Origin of the sequence: Parahaliea mediterranea (genome assembly GCF_003402235.1) — a bacterium.
GTDB classification, from domain to species: domain Bacteria; phylum Pseudomonadota; class Gammaproteobacteria; order Pseudomonadales; family Halieaceae; genus Parahaliea; species Parahaliea mediterranea.
This window is the reverse complement of the sequence record NZ_QEWO01000002.1, coordinates 326,551-341,918: the sequence shown is the minus strand read 5'-3', so window position 1 is coordinate 341,918 and position 15,368 is coordinate 326,551. Positions and strand designations below refer to the sequence as shown.

13 protein-coding genes are annotated in these 15,368 nt (G+C 56.3%); 10 read left to right on the top strand and 3 right to left on the bottom strand.

All coding sequences use genetic code 11. The features are described 5' to 3' along the window. Nucleotides 1-629 precede the first annotated feature (629 nt). The 3 genes from DDZ17_RS07090 to DDZ17_RS07080 all read left to right on the top strand — a co-directional run bounded on the left by DDZ17_RS07090 (nt 630) and on the right by DDZ17_RS07080 (nt 5,331). Nucleotides 630-2,768, top strand: a complete 2,139-nt coding sequence (locus DDZ17_RS07090; protein WP_157976513.1) for a TonB-dependent receptor — start codon at nt 630-632, stop codon at nt 2,766-2,768. Between the two features lie 128 nt (nt 2,769-2,896). Then, entirely contained in the window at nt 2,897-3,826 is a 930-nt protein-coding gene (locus tag DDZ17_RS23025) for a penicillin acylase family protein (protein WP_157976512.1), read from the top strand. Then, nucleotides 3,709-5,331, top strand: a complete 1,623-nt coding sequence (locus DDZ17_RS07080; protein WP_241505845.1) for a penicillin acylase family protein — start codon at nt 3,709-3,711, stop codon at nt 5,329-5,331. The genes DDZ17_RS23025 and DDZ17_RS07080 overlap by 118 nt, the downstream gene beginning before the upstream one ends. Nucleotides 5,332-5,362: 31 nt before the next feature. Here the strand turns inward: DDZ17_RS07080 and DDZ17_RS07075 are convergent, their stop codons facing one another. Continuing rightward, nucleotides 5,363-7,060, bottom strand: coding sequence for a GMC oxidoreductase (locus DDZ17_RS07075; RefSeq protein WP_116365274.1), 1,698 nt, complete (start codon nt 7,058-7,060; stop codon nt 5,363-5,365). Nucleotides 7,061-7,090: 30 nt separating this feature from the next. Continuing rightward, nucleotides 7,091-7,660 (bottom strand): gluconate 2-dehydrogenase subunit 3 family protein, encoded by a 570-nt coding sequence (locus tag DDZ17_RS07070; protein WP_157976511.1) that lies wholly within the window; start codon nt 7,658-7,660, stop codon nt 7,091-7,093. Nucleotides 7,661-7,892: 232 nt separating this feature from the next. On the opposite strand from DDZ17_RS07070, the gene DDZ17_RS07065 reads away from it, so the two are divergent. Both DDZ17_RS07065 and DDZ17_RS07060 read left to right on the top strand, forming a co-directional pair. Further along, nucleotides 7,893-8,942: a sugar phosphate isomerase/epimerase family protein gene (locus DDZ17_RS07065; RefSeq protein ID WP_157976510.1), complete on the top strand. Its 1,050-nt coding sequence runs from the start codon at nt 7,893-7,895 to the stop codon at nt 8,940-8,942. Next, complete coding sequence (locus DDZ17_RS07060; RefSeq protein WP_116365271.1) at nt 8,935-10,290, top strand: MFS transporter; 1,356 nt, start codon at nt 8,935-8,937, stop codon at nt 10,288-10,290. The genes DDZ17_RS07065 and DDZ17_RS07060 overlap by 8 nt, the downstream gene beginning before the upstream one ends. A gap of 205 nt (nt 10,291-10,495) precedes the next feature. Here the strand turns inward: DDZ17_RS07060 and DDZ17_RS07055 are convergent, their stop codons facing one another. Then, on the bottom strand, nt 10,496-11,158 hold the full coding sequence (locus DDZ17_RS07055; protein ID WP_116365270.1) for a GntR family transcriptional regulator: 663 nt from the start codon (nt 11,156-11,158) through the stop codon (nt 10,496-10,498). Nucleotides 11,159-11,292: 134 nt separating this feature from the next. On the opposite strand from DDZ17_RS07055, the gene DDZ17_RS07050 reads away from it, so the two are divergent. From DDZ17_RS07050 to DDZ17_RS07030, 5 genes are read left to right on the top strand one after another with little or no spacing between them, the layout of a single operon-like run. Beyond that, on the top strand, nt 11,293-12,243 hold the full coding sequence (locus DDZ17_RS07050) for a fumarylacetoacetate hydrolase family protein (protein WP_116365269.1): 951 nt from the start codon (nt 11,293-11,295) through the stop codon (nt 12,241-12,243). Continuing rightward, on the top strand, nt 12,240-13,268 hold the full coding sequence (locus tag DDZ17_RS07045) for an ABC transporter substrate-binding protein (RefSeq protein WP_116365268.1): 1,029 nt from the start codon (nt 12,240-12,242) through the stop codon (nt 13,266-13,268). The genes DDZ17_RS07050 and DDZ17_RS07045 overlap by 4 nt, the downstream gene beginning before the upstream one ends. Nucleotides 13,269-13,273: 5 nt before the next feature. Further along, nucleotides 13,274-13,822, top strand: a complete 549-nt coding sequence (locus DDZ17_RS07040) for a VOC family protein (protein WP_116365267.1) — start codon at nt 13,274-13,276, stop codon at nt 13,820-13,822. Beyond that, nucleotides 13,819-14,571 (top strand): ABC transporter permease, encoded by a 753-nt coding sequence (locus DDZ17_RS07035; protein ID WP_116365266.1) that lies wholly within the window; start codon nt 13,819-13,821, stop codon nt 14,569-14,571. Before DDZ17_RS07040 ends, DDZ17_RS07035 begins: the two co-directional genes overlap by 4 nt. Further along, nucleotides 14,556-15,368, top strand: a complete 813-nt coding sequence (locus tag DDZ17_RS07030; RefSeq protein ID WP_206613473.1) for an ABC transporter ATP-binding protein — start codon at nt 14,556-14,558, stop codon at nt 15,366-15,368. The genes DDZ17_RS07035 and DDZ17_RS07030 overlap by 16 nt, the downstream gene beginning before the upstream one ends.

Below are 15,368 nucleotides of genomic sequence, written 5' to 3'. Positions count from 1 at the left end.
CTAAAACCTCAACTATAATGAGCTGTACAAAAACAGGTTGTTTTCTGCTTGATAAAGTAGCTGCAGGCGCTGTTTTCACCGGGTTTTTAGGGGGAGTAACCCCGGTGATCTTCAGCCTATGATAAATGCCAAGATGTTTGTTTTTTGCTTGGCTTTGAGGTTGTATGAAGTGAATAAAGTTACAGCGCTATTTTCCGCGGCATTAATTCTTATTTCTCTGGTGTCTTGCGCCGAGCCTCCTTCAATTGAGGCGCTTTCCCACCTACGTGAAATCTAGCGAGGTTAACGGAGGAGCGCGCTCCATTGTAAGTGGCGCCTGATCAGTTCCACGCATAGCTTAGCAAGCTCGATCAACGATGTCGTGGGCCTGGCAGGGGTTTCCTCGGCCAAGTCTCTCACGCTGTCTCTGGGGGACTCGTTCACCCTGGGTCTGGAGCGCGTGGTCACTAAGCGCTTACGAAATTCTCGCATCTCAAAAACACTTTACATTTGAAATAATCAAGCGTATCGTATTAATGTAAACGTTTACATTTGGCGGTCTGAGCAATGCTGGCAAGCTGGTCGTGGAGCTAGGCTTTGTGGTTATTGCCGAGGATCGAAAGTTGGCGTGTTCCTTGAGGGGTACTTCTATGAGAAATATAAAAAGGCAGTTCGTTAGATACACAACGTTGTCGCTTGCTGTCAGTGGGGTGGTTCATGGAACTTGGGCGCAGGCGCAGGCGAATAGCAGCTACGCGATCGAAGAAGTGGTTGTAACTGCAACCAAGCGCGAGACTTCGGTCCAGGACACGGCCATCGCGATGAGTGTTTTTACCGGTGACGCCCTGGATGACAATGGCGTAAGCCAGGTTGAAGATCTTGCTGGTATTGCACCGGGCGTAACATTTACCAAAAACTCAGCCAACGTCGTCGTCAGCATAAGAGGTGTCAACAGCCAGGATACCAACGAAACTGGGAACCCGGCGGTAGCGATCGCCCAAGATGGTTTTTACATTGAGAGGGCCAATTCCTTCTCCAACGCACTGTACGATATGGAGCGAGTTGAGGTGCTGCGTGGCCCCCAAGGTACTCTGTATGGGAAAAATGCGACTGGAGGGGTCATTAACTTCATTACTGAAAAGCCCGTACCGGAATTTGAAGCAGAGGTTTCAGCCGGTTTCGGCAATTACGACACCTTCAATACCGAGGGTATGATCAATCTCCCATTGTCTAACAAGGTAAATGCCCGGGCTTCTTTCATGACTCGGGAACACGATGGGTACCGAGAGGATGAAGGCCCGGCGGATGCAGGTGATGATGCCGACATGAAATCAGGCCGCTTTCATCTTGATTATCAGCCTACAGAACGGCTTTATCTCCTCTTCTCAGCACAGTTTACCGAACTGGGAGGAGTAGGGCCGACAGTAACAGGAACCCCAGTCGAGGCGTGGACCGATAACGCCGTTCCCAGAATGGACAAAGGAGGGGTGTCGCATGGCAAACCGAACCAGTATCTGGACCACAACTACCAGACGTATCAGGTTACCGCAAAGTATGATTTTGACAACGTGAGTGTGAATTATATTGGGGGTGTTCGTAGATCTGACTACAGACAGAGGCGCGACCTGGATGGTCTCTTTCGTTCGGACAACTATTTTGACCTGAGCGAAGACGTAAAAGATATCTCACACGAATTACGTATTGCATCCAGCGATAGCAGCGATTTTCAATGGCAACTTGGTGGCAATTACTTCAAGGAGACCAATGCTCTAACCTCCATTTTCCGAGATTACACGGATACAGCGATCCCGGTGGACCTGATGGTCTTCGACTTTGATGTCGAATCAGAGTCGACTGCTGTTTTCGTTCACACCAGCTATGATTTCTCGGACGTCCTTACCTTTGAGTTGGGTGCGCGGTACTCGGAAGATGAATTGTCTCGCCGCGGCAACCAACTCGTATTCGGGACGCCTTCTGTTTACGACAACTCCGGAGATAATTCCAAGTCTACATATCATGTTGGGGCTAACTGGAACATTAGTGACGATGTCATGGCCTACGCCAAGTTCAGTACGGGTTATAAGGCGGGTGGTTTTAACAATGTACCGGGTAGGGCTGAATCCAATCCGTATGGTCCGGAAACCTTGGAAGCATTTGAAGCGGGCGTAAAAGGGCAGTATCTGGATGGCAGGATACAGATGAACATAGCTGCATTTCGTTATGATTACAGCGATCAGCAGGCATCGGTCAGAAACGCCGATGGCCTATCGTCGATTGTGAATGCGGGCGAATCTGAAATAGTTGGCCTAGAGTTTGATTGGACAGCACTTATTACACCGTTGGATCGTTTTGACGGTTCAGTAGTTTTTCTGGATGCTGAATACACAGATTTCTGTGCGCAATATATTGCTGGCGGAAAATGCTTGGTTGACTTTGCTGGTAACTCACCCACACAAACACCGGATACTTCAGTTGGTATTGGATACGAGCATGATTTTGAATTTACTCGGGGAGTTCTAACAGCGCGCATTCAGTCACACTATGAAACGGAATCCTACCTTGGTGTGGCCAATCTCGGCTTCCAGGAGAAGGACGAGTTTACTAGAACAGATATCCTTCTGACTTATCAGAGTAACAATTCAGATTGGACACTCCAGGGTTATGCTCGGAATCTGGAAGACGATGTGGTTATTACCAGTGCCGGGAAAAGTGGGCTGTGGCGTAGCTACACCTATGGTCTATCGACTCCTCTCACTTACGGAATCAAACTCACTTACCGCTGGCTTTGACATCCGCGCTAGAACGCGCTTGCAGTGTTATTCGCTGGAGCTGGTACGAAAGCTATTATTGGCGGTTGACCCAGTGCTTTCTTTCGAAATTTGAAGAAGGCCTGGGTCTTTTTTACAACGAATATTCTATGACTTCAGAGAATCGCTGGAAATTCTCGTTCAAATCCATACTCTTAGGTATATATGTCATTTCATTGAGCTGTTCAGCTCAACACGAGCAGTTTGAAATACGGCGTGATAGTTACGGTGTCCCGCACGTCTACGCCGCCAACATCGTGTCTCTGTATTTTGGCTTCGGGTACGCCATAGCACAGGATCGGCTGTTTCAGCTGGAGATGGCCAAGCGAACTGGAAATGGCTCTATCGCGGAGGTTCTGGGAAGCGAATACCTGATAACAGACATCGCCACCCGCAGATCGATCTCCCCACAGTCAATAGAGTCACAACTGGAGGAACTACCCCATGATGCCAGAGCGATGTTCAAAGGCTATGCCGCCGGGATTAACAAGCGTGTGCGGGAAGTCCTTTCCGACAAAGAGCGGTTATTGCCGCGACAGTTCGCGGAATATGATTTTGAACCGACTTTCTGGACCGAATCTGATGTGGTGATGATCGGTGTTGGTCTGATCTTCAATAGGTTTTTCGGCAACAGCATGGAAGTAGATAACCTTACCTTGCTTACGCAGTTACAGCGTGAAAAGGGCGATAAAAATGGCCGGGAAATATACGCGCAACTACGCTGGAAAGAGGATCCTCACGCTCCTACCATAATTCCCGGAGAGGCGGACAGAGGGGCTGAAAAAAAGTCGATGGAGCCGTCGCGTCGTTGGCTCTTCAACCTGTTTCGTCAAAAGGCGCAGCGGCGTTCCGGCGGGCGCAAGTCGCACTTAGCGGCCTTGAGTCCGCGTATAACATGCCCACCGCTAGCAGCGCGTGGGTTATCGGGCCAACAAAGAACACTGGCGGGAGCGCGATACTTTACAACGCTCCCCAGCAGGGATTCAGTAACCCGGGCTTCGTCTATGGGATTGGATTGCATGGTGTCGGTTACAATATAACCGGCATGACGCCAGTGGGGTTGATCCCCGTCCTCTTCGGGACAAATGGCCGAGTTGCCTGGGGATCGACGGTAGGTTCACTAGATACGAACGATGTTTTCCAAGAGCGTCTGAATCCGAATAATCCCTACGAATACTGGTTCAACGGTGCGTATCGTCCGATGAGCAAGAGAACAGATATTATAGAGGTGAGGGGCGAAGAGGCTGTAAAGATTGATATCTATTCTACCGTACACGGTTTTGTAAGAAGTTGGGACAAGCAAAACGACAGTGCCTACACGATAAAACGCAGTTGGGAGGGGCGGGAACTCGAGACCATGATTGCGTGGGCTCAGGCCGCACGTTCCGAGAGCTGGGATGAATACTTGGAGTATGCATCGCGTGTTAGTGTCTCAATCACCTGGTTTTTCGCAGATACTGCAGGCAATATCGGTGCAGTGGGGCTGGGGAAGCAACCACTTCGTGATCCTTATGTCGATATCCAGTTCCCCTCACCAGGAGACGGAAGTCGCGAATGGCGTGGTTTCAAACCGTTCGCGCAAAACCCCAGATCGCTAAATCCAGAACAGGGCTATCTGGCAAGCTGGAATAACCAGATAGTACGTGGTCTCAGGGCGGACGGAGCGAATTTTTCTGTGGTGGATCGTGTCAATGCCATCGTCCAGTCGCTTGAGAGCAGGCCGGAGTTCAGCGCACACGAAATTTGGAAGATCAGCGAATTAGTTTCGACGGTCGACTTGAACGCGCCGTACTTCATTCCCTACATTCTACGGGCGGCAAGCGACCTTGATGCCAGCGACACTCGTCACCGGCTCTTGCGTCTTCTCAAAGCCTGGAATATGGAAAACAGCGACAGCGATGGTGACGGAAACTATGACAGCCCGGCAGTGACAGTGTTTCGCGCCTGGCTTCTGGCCATGGAGCGGCGTGTCTTTCGAGACGACTTGCCCAGGTCTGTATACAGGGACTATCAACGTCTGGGTTATCCTGAGCCCACGGACAAATCATCGCCGGGAAGCATACGGACGGCACAGCTCTCAAAGATACTTTTCAACGCACTGGAGGGCTCCGCGTCCGGTATACCCCAGGAATACGACTTTTTAAACGGTGCGACGCCTGATAGTGTAATACTCAAAGCCCTGGCCGATGTTGACCGTCAATTGTCGGAGCGCTTTGGTGAGGAGTCTAAGGGCTGGCTGACACCCGTTGCGAAGCACTATTTCCCGCCCAAAAACGCGCTTGGCGTACCCATCGCCGGAGTGGATGAACTGCTATCCCTGCCACAGTATATGAACAGGGGCACCACGAATTTCCTGGTGGAAATGCGGGAGGGAAGTGTAACCCTCTGTTCGGTGACCGCACCGGGTCAAAGCGGGTTTATCGGCCCGAGCGGGCATCCAGACCAACACTATAGCGACCAGATGGAGCTTTTCGAAACCTCGACCTGCAAATCAGATGTGGTGTTACCGGGCAACGGCCTGAATCCCGAAAGTGCTGAGCAATAGCGTCCGCTGGCTCCTGACCTCGCCGGGCAGGCTATATGCGTCCGGCCTTGAACTCTTTGGCTGCGTAGTCCGCTGCCCTGGCAGTCAACGCCATATATGTCAGCGAAGGGTTGACGCAAGACGACGACGCCATACATGAACCGTCGGTGACAAACAGGTTCGGTACATCGTGCACCTGATTCCAGCGGTTAAGAACCGATGTTTGCGGATCTCTTCCCATTCGGGCGGTTCCCATCTCATGTATGGTATCTCCCCCGGTGTTCATTTCGATATGGGATTTTATGTCCATGCACCCTGCGGAACGCAGCATTACCTCAGCCTGGGTCGCCATATCCCGAACCATTCGGTGCTCGTTCTCCCGGTAACTGAAAGCAAACTGGACCTGGGGCACTCCAAAGCGGTCGAGCTTCCGGTGATTCAATGTAATGGCATTCGTTCGATAGGGGAGGCATTCCCCGAGGCCGACCAGACGAATGGACCAAGGGCCGGGTGCGGAAAGTCGATCCTTATAGCGTTCTCCAATGTCGCTGGTGGCGTGAATCATATTCTGCCAGGTCATGCGCTTGGCGCCTCCCTGATAGCCATATCCACGCACAAAATCTACTTCGCGCTCTGGCTGGAGATTGCGAAACCGAGGGAGGTAGATTCCGGAGGGGCGGTTTCCGTAGACATATCTGTCGAGCATTCCCGGCACGATGGCGGTTGTGCTGGATGCCATGGTATGGTCCATAAGGTAGCGGCCAAGCGCACCGCTGCGGTTGCCCAATCCGTTTGGGAAAGATTCCGAGCTGGAGTTCAGCAGTATTTGTGTCGATCCAACCGTGGAGGCACACAGGAATACCATTCTCGCGGTATGTCTTTTGCGGGCGTGGGTTCGAGTGTCGATAACGTCTACAGATGCAATTCGTGCACGCTCGGGATCGTAATTCAATTTTTCGACCACGACATCGCTTTTCAGGGTCAACTTACCTGTCTTTATTGCCGCGGGAAGGGTCGAACTCTGGGTGCTGAAGTAAGATCCGGTCGAGCACCCCCGGTGGCAAGGGCCACAGTAGTGGCAGGGCGCACGACCGTTGTGTGCTCGTGTGAGAATCGCAAGCCTTCCCGGAGTCAAGAGCCGGCCGGGGAAGCGCCTGGCGATGCAGCCGCGAATGTGCTCCTCCGCTACGTTCAGTTCCATGGGGGGAAGGAACTCACCATCTGGAAGGTGGGGCAGTTGTTCCGCCTGGCCGCTGACGCCAATAAAGCGCTCCACATATCTATACCAGGGCTCGATATCGGTGTATCGAATCGGCCAGTCCACGCCGTGGCCGTCGTTGGCGTTGGCGCTGAAATCGAGGTCACTCCACCGGTATACATGGCGCCCCCATACCAGTGAGCGCCCGCCTACAGTATCTGTCCGCATCCAGTTAAATTCGTTGTTTTCGTGTAGGTAGGGGTTCAGGCGGTCATTATTCCAGAAGTGCCTTGTCGTTTCGTCAAAAGCATAACTCTTTCGCTGAATGAAATAGTCTCGATCATACAAATCCCGCAGCGGAAGTCCGCCAAAAGGAATCTGCCACGGCGGCATATGCTCGCCCCGGTAGTCCTTGCCATGCTCGATCATTTTACCGCGTTCGAGTAGCAACACGCTGAGCCCCTTTTCTGTCAGTTCCTTGGCAGCCCAGCCACCTGTGATACCGGAACCTATGACGATGGCATGAAATTCAGGGTTCTCTTGTAAAGGCATATCATGGTCTCCGCAGTTCGGACGATGTTCTCAGTAGGTCCACTGTTTGTTGACATTGTCGAGCGCGTAATCTCCTTCATAGCTCATTGGCGCCGGGTTGTAGGCGAGGGTGTTCTTGGAAGCCGCTTCAGACATGAAGTATCCGGTGACGACCAGTTCCCGAATCGTGGCAACGAACTCCCGAAGGTCGATATTTCTGTCTTGGGCTTCCTCGGCTTCCCGCTGCAGAGAACGAAAAATGTCCTGTTGTATCGACAGGGGTTGCCTGATAAAGGATTGCGAATGCCTGCGTCGGGCGTACCCATCGACGATATACAGGCCAGACAGAAACTCCCGACGTTCCTCGGCTGTGAACCAGTCATCGTAGATCAGCTTTATGAAATCCGGGACTCGCGCAGTAGTGGCTCCAGGCGTATCGGTTTCTGGAATAATGGCCTCACAAATGCATCGCACAAGCTCTCGTTTGTGAGCGGATAGTGTTTCGCTACTACTGGAAGTGAAAGACGTCGATGCCGAGGAGCGCAGGCCCGAGGCAACGGGCCAGGATCCAGTGATTGCCAGTGCCCAGGCTGAAGCGGCCAGTAGTTGCCTTCTGTTCATGTCCTTATCCAAAAATAGATTTACTCATTCACACGGGTGTAAGCCCCGCATCCGCCCAGAACCATAGGCAGAGGGATAGATGAAGCTTAATACTTGAAATATATAATGTAAACGTTTACATTTGGTATTGATTGGATGTGCTGAAGCGATAGAAGTTAAGACGATGGCGCTGGGGCGAATGGTGATTGGCTGCCGAATCGATCCGGCAACCCACTGATGACGGGGAGGAAGCTTGAATGAATCCAAGGAGGAGCACATGGCAGCAGGCTTTGGCAGACGAAATTTTCTAGGTGCGTCAGCATTTGCGGCGATCACCGCCACAGGTACCCACGCGTTGGCAGGGAATTGTCCTGACCGACCTGAAAGCTCGGAAGCCCGGAATAGATGGAAAATGGCGCTCAATCCCATTCAGTGGATGGCGACGCCCGATGGCTGGATCGACCCGCGGCTTTTGCCTCCGTTGGGTGAGCTGCTGAACCTAGTCAAATCGGCGGGGTTTAACGCCGTTCCCGTCGCGGTCCCGGGAGACATTTCAGCTCAGGAGTTTCGTTCGGCACTGGCGCAGGCGGACCTTGAGGCTGCCCCGGGCTATCTTTCCATCCGTCTGCCTGAAGAAGGCCGGTCGCAGAAGACAACGCTCGAACTTGTAAAGCAAGCTGCAGAGCAGCATGTGGTGTGCGGCCAGGACCGAATGTTCGTTTCAATGTCCCAACTCAAAAGTGCGCCGCGCGTGGCGGTGCCCGCCCAGGGAGTTGCCTTTGACCTGGCCCGTCTTGAGCGCATAGCCAAACTAATGGATCAGATAGCTCACGTGCTTGTTGCGGAGGGAGTGCGTCCCGCGCTGCACCAGCATGTGGGGGGCTGGATCGAAACCGAAAGCGAAGTCCGGCAGGTGCTCGACTATGTGAGCCCGGCAATACTGGATTTTGGTCCGGACGTGGGGCACCTCTATTGGGCGGGGGTCGATCCGGCCATGATTATCCGTGACTACCACGACAGGGTTGCAGGCGTACATATCAAAGATGTTAGGGGGGCGATTGCCAGGTCCAGCCACCAGGGAACAGGCACCTACCAGGATGCTGTTAAAAGCGGTATCTGGATTGAACCGGGTAGAGGTGATCTCGATCTGGCAGCGGTATTCAAGGCGCTGGGTGAGGACTTCAGTGGCTGGCTAGTCGTTGAGAATGACCGCGCCGATCTGCCAGTGTGGGAGAGCGCCGTCTTTTCAAGTGCCTGGATGAATATGAATCTTCCCTCGCGGGCTCAGTTGCCTGATGAATAAAAGAGAATCGTCCACGGAAGCCCCTCAGCAAGTCGCTAACCTTTGGCGTGATTTGGATGCGGCCGAAGCGATCCAGATTAAGCCCTGCTCGCGGCAGGTCGTGGTCATTGCCTTGTGCCTTCTATTCAATATTGTCGATGGTTTCGACATTACCGTGATGGCGGTAGCAGCGAAGGAGATAGGCGCGGCGCTCAGCCTCGATGAAAGCCGTATTGGCTTGCTGTTTAGCTTCGCTCTGGCGGGAATGATGGTCGGGGGCATGTTGATCGCCCCCGTTGCAGACATCTTGGGCCGCCGCAAGGTTATCATAGGCGCCCTTTGTGCCATCAGCTTCTCCGTACTCATGACGGCCCTGTCGCGGGATGTCTATTCTTTGATCGCACTTCGTTTTGTAAGTGGCCTGGGTGCAGGAGCGCTACTCGCTACCCAGGCTTCGTTGGTCAGTGAGTTCTCAACCGAGAAGTATCGAACACTTACCATTACGTTGGTTACCGCTGGATATCCTTTGGGGGCGATGACCACGGGCATCGTCGCTGGCGTGATTATGCCTGTGGCCGGCTGGAAGGGCATGTTCCTGGCAGGCGGGGCAGTCACAGCGGTTCTCACCCTGCTGGCTATTGCATTGATACCTGAGTCGCTGGCCTATCTGGGTAACAGGCAGCCAGAAGGCGCACTGCAACGTATGAACGCTGTTCTTCGCCAGTTTAATCGGCCGCCACTGAGCAAATTGCCTGAGACTGCCGATCCTGGCGCAAAGCGGGGGGCGTGGAGCAGTATCAGGGCGCTATTCGAGGCTGGTTACAGAAAGAAAACACTAGTACTTTGGCTGGTATTTTGCTGCTGCTCGTCAACGCTGTACTTTCTTATGAGTTGGATTCCCAAGTTGGTAACACAGATGGGATTTGACGATACTGTATCGTACAGCGCGTACACAATATTTAGCTTTGGCGGCGTGTTGGGGATTCTGGTGTTCGGAATGTTGTCAGCCCGGTACGCTCTTAGCAGTCTGGTTGGCGTGTTTATGCTCTCTACCAGCGGCCTGATGTTGATTCTTAGTCAAGTGATGGTGGGGAAGGAAAAGCTTCTTCTCCTGATACTTTTAACGGGCTTTATGTTACAAAGCGCCTATAACGCCCTCTACGCGGTAGCAGCGAAGCTCTACGCTACGAATGTTCGGGCGACCGGAGTTGGCTGGGCTTTGGGCATGGGAAGGCTCGGCGCGGTGATTGCCCCAGCCGTGGCCGGTTTCTCGCTCGAGTCAGGTGTTACTGCTCAATCAAATTTCATTGCATTCTCAATTCCCCTGGTGATATCGGGAATGCTCGTTTTTACGCTGCGTCTTCGATAAGACGTCCTGGCAGGCTGTTAAAAAACCGTTTTGGGGGGACGAATGATGCGTTTCTACGTGAAATCTAGAGAAGTAAACGGCATGAACTGCTCCAGATTTCACGTAGGAGCGGCGATCCTTAGTGAATCGAGCAGAGAAAGCCGTCCCTAGAAACGTTTTTCAACGGCCTGTTAATAAGCTATAAAGCGCTTCATTTTCATTTCTTTTATGCCGCGCCATCGCGCCCGTGCCGCAACAGGTAGTCGATGGCGTTTACGCTGGAATTGGTGATGTGCGCGTGCATCGCCTGCCGGGCGCGCGTCTCGTCGCCAGCGGTGATGGCGGCGATGATCTCGCCGTGCTCGTCGAAGGACTGTTCCATGCGGTTGCCCAGCTTGAAGAAGATGGAGCGGCGAAAGGGCGCCACCCGGTTCCACAGGTTGAGGGCCATCTGCTCCAGCGTGTCGTTGTGGGAGCCGGCGTAGATCAGTTTGTGAAAATCCTCGTTGGTGGCGGAGTACAGGGCGTGGTCGGTGTCCTCAAGGGCGGGGCGGCTGCGCTCTGAAATCATCTCCAGCTTGCGCCGCTCGATGTTGCTCATGCGCCGTGCCGACAGCTGCGCGCACAGGGCCTCGATCTCTGCCTGGGCTTCAAACATATCGCTGAGCTGCTCCACTTCCAGGTCCACCACGGTAACGCCCCGGTGGGGGCGAATGGCGACAAGGCCGGTGGCGGCGAGGTGGCGCAGGGCGTCGCGCACTGGCGTGCGCGATACGCCGAACTGCTCGGTGACCTTTTTTTCCTCGATGCGCTCTCCCGGCGCCAGCTCCCCCGACAGAATCTGGTCCGCCAGTTGCTGGGCAATGCGCTCTGCGATGGTTCCGCTCATGGTGTTTTTGTTCCTCGAATCGGCTTGGCTATAGCAAAAACGTGATAGCCAGTCGCCAGATCGTTAATTTACAGGTACACAAAATTCCAAGATTGTATTCAAGTCAAATCGATAACACCAACAGGAGAGGGATTATGTGGTACGCGTTGGCGACCTACGAGACCGGGGCGGGAACGGCGCCGGCACTGGTGCTGGGAGACACCCTGTACGACCTGGCCCAGTGCTGGCGCGACGTTGAGGGCGCAGCGCCACCGGCCTGGGCCGCCAGCGTGGGGCAGGTTATTGCCACCGGCTGCGCAACCACTCTGGCGCAACTGGCCAGTGCGGCCAGCACCCGTGCCGCCGCCGGCCAGCTGCAGGCCCTGCCGGTGGATGCCCGCCACTTGCCGGCGCCCTACACGCCACCGCGCATCTTCGGCACCGCGTCCAACTACATTGAGCACGCCGCCGAGATGAACACCCTGCTTGCGGCCAAAAGCGAATCCAGCCCCTATATTTTCATGAAGGCTTCCACCAGCGTGATCGGCACCGGTGCCACCGTGCTGCTGCCGCCAGAGACCGAAAAGCCCGACTGGGAGGTGGAGCTGGGCGTGGTGATCGGCCGGGGCGGGCGCCGTATCCGCAAGGAAGACGCCCTGGCGCATATTGCCGGCTATACCGTGGTCAACGATGTGTCTGCCCGCGACATGAACCGGCGCAGCGACTACCCCTTCAAGCACGACTGGTTCCGCGGCAAGAGCTGGGACACCTTCTGCCCCATGGGGCCCTGGTTTGTGCCTGCCGCTTGCGTGGCGGACCCCCACAACCTGTCGCTGCACCTGAGCCTGAACGGCGAGCCTATGCAGGACGGCAACACCAGCGAGCTGATCTGGAATATCTTCGAGCAGATCGAGTACCTGTCCAGCATCCTCACCCTGCAGAGCGGCGACCTGATCATGACCGGCACACCCGCCGGCGTTGGCATGGGGCGCGGCCTGTTCCTGAAGGCGGGTGATGTAATGGAAGCGCGGGTCGGCTCGGTGGGCACCATCCGCAACCCGGTGGCGGCGGAAGCCATTGAACACAATACGAGGGACTGCGCATGAACATCCTGAAGACAGTGGCGGCGGGCCTGGGTTTTGCCGCCGTGTTGTCGGCCTGCGGCGACACAGACAACGACAAGCACAACACAGGCCAGGTGGAATCCAAACTGACACCGGTGACTTTTAATATGTCCTGGCTGCCCCAGGGCAGTATGGCCGGCGTGATCGTGGCGATGGATCAGGGTTTTTACGCCGAGGAGGGCCTGGCAGTGTCGGTGACGCGCGGCTTCGGCGGCATTCGCACCATGAACGAACTGGACCAGGGCATGTTCGAGTTCGGCTACGGCGACCCGCTGGCCATCATCCTCAACCGCTCCAACGGCGGCAACACACGCATGATTGGCGCCCTCAACCAGCGCTGGCCGGCGGGTTTGTGCTACATCGCCGAGCGTCATACCGTCGATACGCCCGCCGATCTGGCCGGCCTGATAGTGGGCGGCGGCCAGAACTCGCCGGTGCAGGCCATTCTGCCGGCCTGGCTGGCAGCCAACAACCTGCCGCGTGACACCGTCACCATGATGCAGCTGGACCCGTCGGTGATTGCCGCCTCGCTGATTGAAGGCGATATCGACGCTGGCGAGTGCTGGCTGGGCAACAGCCTGGCGGTGTACCAGAAGCGTGCCGCCGAGGCCGGCCTGAGTGTGGGCTGGATCGAGTACAGCCAGTTCAACCTGGATATCTACGGCAGCGGCCTGGCCACCACCGACAAGCTGATCAACGAGCATCCGGCGCTGGTGCAGGGTTTTGTGGATGCCACCTACCGCGGCTACGCCTGGATGCGCGACAACCCCCAGCAGGCCACCGACATCATGCAGCGCCAGTTCCCGGTGCTCAACCGCGAGGTAACGGCGCAGCAGATTGCCGAGATGTCTGAACTGCTCGGCAGCGCCGAACAGCTCGGCCGGCTGGAAGAGGGCAAGGTGGGCAACACCCTGGCCTTCTTGAGCGCCGCCTACGCGGTGGACAAGGCGCTGGAGACGAAGGATGTTTACACCATGCAGTTTTTTGCTGCGCCGGCGGGGGAGTGAGGGCCATGTACCGACCGCAACCGACCCGCATTGGCCACCTGGTGCTGAAAGTGCGCGATGTACAGCGCTCCGCCGCCTTCTATCGCGATGTGGTGGGCCTGGAAGTCTCCGACTGGATTGACGATCGCATGGTGTTCATGCGCGCCGGCGAAGACCACCACGACCTTGCCTTGCTGCAACTGCCGCCGGATGCCATCGACCCACCACCGGGCAACTACACCGGTGTGGAGCACTTCTCTTACCGGGTGGAGAGCGTGGACGAAATCCTGCAGATCACCGAGATGCTGCAGCTGCGCGGTATCGAGATCGACCGCGGCCCGGGGCGCCACGGCCCCGGCGAAAACACCTTCATTGTGTTTCGCGACCCCGACGGCAATAACGTGGAATTCTATTCCGACATGGAGCAGATACCCCGCGCCAGCGCGCGCCAGCCACAGGTGTGGGATGGCGGCGAGCTGGAAACCTTCGACCGCTGGCGCCTGGAACGCTTTGTGGTGGAGCCGCCGGAGCGCATCAAGCAGATACTCAAGCGCCAGAGCGGGGAGGTGTCATGAAAGCGAGCGCCAATCGCGGCCTGCTGGAAGGGCTGCTGTTTTTTGTGGTGTTGGGGGTGATCTGGGAGGCCTCCGTCCACGTGTTTGACATCAAGCCCTACCTGCTGCCGGCCATCAGCGATATTGCCGATGCCCTGTGGCAGTCGCGGGCCATAATCTGGGAGAACAGCCTGATTACCCTGGGCGAGGTGCTGTGGGGCTTTCTGTCGGCAGTGGTGCTGGGCGTGCTGATAGCGGTGCTGATCTACTTCGTGCCGCTGGCCAGGCGCACCCTGTACCCCTTCATGATCGCGCTGCAGAGTATTCCCAAGATCGGCCTGGCGCCTTTGATTGTAGTGTGGTTTGGCTATGGGCTGTCGTCCAAGGTCATCATGGCCTTTTTGTTTGCCTTCTTCCCGATTGTGATTTCCACCCTCGGCGGGCTCGGCGGTGTGCCGGCCCACTTGGAGGAGCACTTTCGCGCCATGCGCGCCTCGCCCTGGGCCACCTTCTGGCGCCTGCGGGTGCCCTCGGCCCTACCGAACTTTGTCGATGGCTGCAAGGTGGCCATGCCGCTGGCGGTGATTGGCGCCATTGTGGGGGAATTCGTCGGCTCCAACGACGGGCTCGGCAACCTGATCCTGATGGCCACGGGTTCGTCCCAGACGGCCCTGACCTTTGCCGCGCTGGCGGCGGTGACAGCCCTGTCGCTGGCGCTGTTTTACATCATTGAACTGCTGGGGAGACTGGTCTGGTGGCGCTCCAATTAGTGAATCACAAAGAAGGGGAGGCGGCGCCCGTGGCGGCCGCTGGGCGCAACGGCATCGAACTGGCCGGAGTCAGCAAAATCTTCGGGCAGGGCGAGAGCGAAGTGACCGCCCTGTCGGATGTGAGCTTCAGCATTCGCGACTCGGAGTTTGTGTCAGTGATTGGCCCCAGCGGCTGTGGCAAGAGCACGCTGCTGCGTATTCTGGCCGGGCTCATTCCCTACGAGCGTGGGTCGGTGCAGGTGGCCGGCGAGCCGGTGCACGGCGCGCTGGACCCAGTGGGCGTGGTGTTCCAGACCTCCAACCTGCTGCCCTGGTTGAACGTGGAAGAGAACCTCACCCTGGCCCTGCGGGTCAACGGCAGCGATGCCAGCGCCGAGCAGCGCGCCGCCATGCTGGGCACCCTGGGCCTCACCGGCTTTGAAAAGCGCTACCCCCACGAGCTGTCGGGCGGCATGCGTCACCGGGTGGCCATTGGCCAGGCGCTGATACGCGACCCGGCGGTGCTGCTGATGGATGAGCCCTTCGGTGCCCTGGACGCGCTGACCCGGGACCACCTGAACATGGAGCTGCTGCGCATCTGGCAGGCGCGCAAAAAAACCGTGGTGCTGATTACCCACAGCATCAGCGAGGCGGTGCTGCTGTCGGACCGGGTGCTGGTGCTGTCCGAGCGCCCGGGGCGATTGATTGAAGACGTGAGCATCGACCTGCCGCGCCCGCGGGACCCGTCCGACACCCGCGAGGACCCGCGCTTTGGCGACTACATTGTGCAGTTGTCCGAACTGATGGGCGTGCGCTAG

Excerpts from the sequence above, each read along its gene's own strand:
- DDZ17_RS07070 (WP_157976511.1), bottom strand. The coding sequence starts at position 7,660 with ATGAACAGAAGGCAACTACTGGCCGCTTCAGCCTGGGCACTGGCAATC.
- DDZ17_RS07060 (WP_116365271.1), top strand. The coding sequence starts at position 8,935 with ATGAATAAAAGAGAATCGTCCACGGAAGCCCCTCAGCAAGTCGCTAAC.
- DDZ17_RS07035 (WP_116365266.1), top strand. The coding sequence starts at position 13,819 with ATGAAAGCGAGCGCCAATCGCGGCCTGCTGGAAGGGCTGCTGTTTTTT.
- DDZ17_RS07050 (WP_116365269.1), top strand. The coding sequence starts at position 11,293 with ATGTGGTACGCGTTGGCGACCTACGAGACCGGGGCGGGAACGGCGCCG.
- DDZ17_RS07055 (WP_116365270.1), bottom strand. The coding sequence starts at position 11,158 with ATGAGCGGAACCATCGCAGAGCGCATTGCCCAGCAACTGGCGGACCAG.
- DDZ17_RS07045 (WP_116365268.1), top strand. The coding sequence starts at position 12,240 with ATGAACATCCTGAAGACAGTGGCGGCGGGCCTGGGTTTTGCCGCCGTG.
- DDZ17_RS23025 (WP_157976512.1), top strand. The coding sequence starts at position 2,897 with ATGACTTCAGAGAATCGCTGGAAATTCTCGTTCAAATCCATACTCTTA.
- DDZ17_RS07040 (WP_116365267.1), top strand. The coding sequence starts at position 13,274 with ATGTACCGACCGCAACCGACCCGCATTGGCCACCTGGTGCTGAAAGTG.
- DDZ17_RS07075 (WP_116365274.1), bottom strand. The coding sequence starts at position 7,060 with ATGCCTTTACAAGAGAACCCTGAATTTCATGCCATCGTCATAGGTTCC.
- DDZ17_RS07090 (WP_157976513.1), top strand. The coding sequence starts at position 630 with ATGAGAAATATAAAAAGGCAGTTCGTTAGATACACAACGTTGTCGCTT.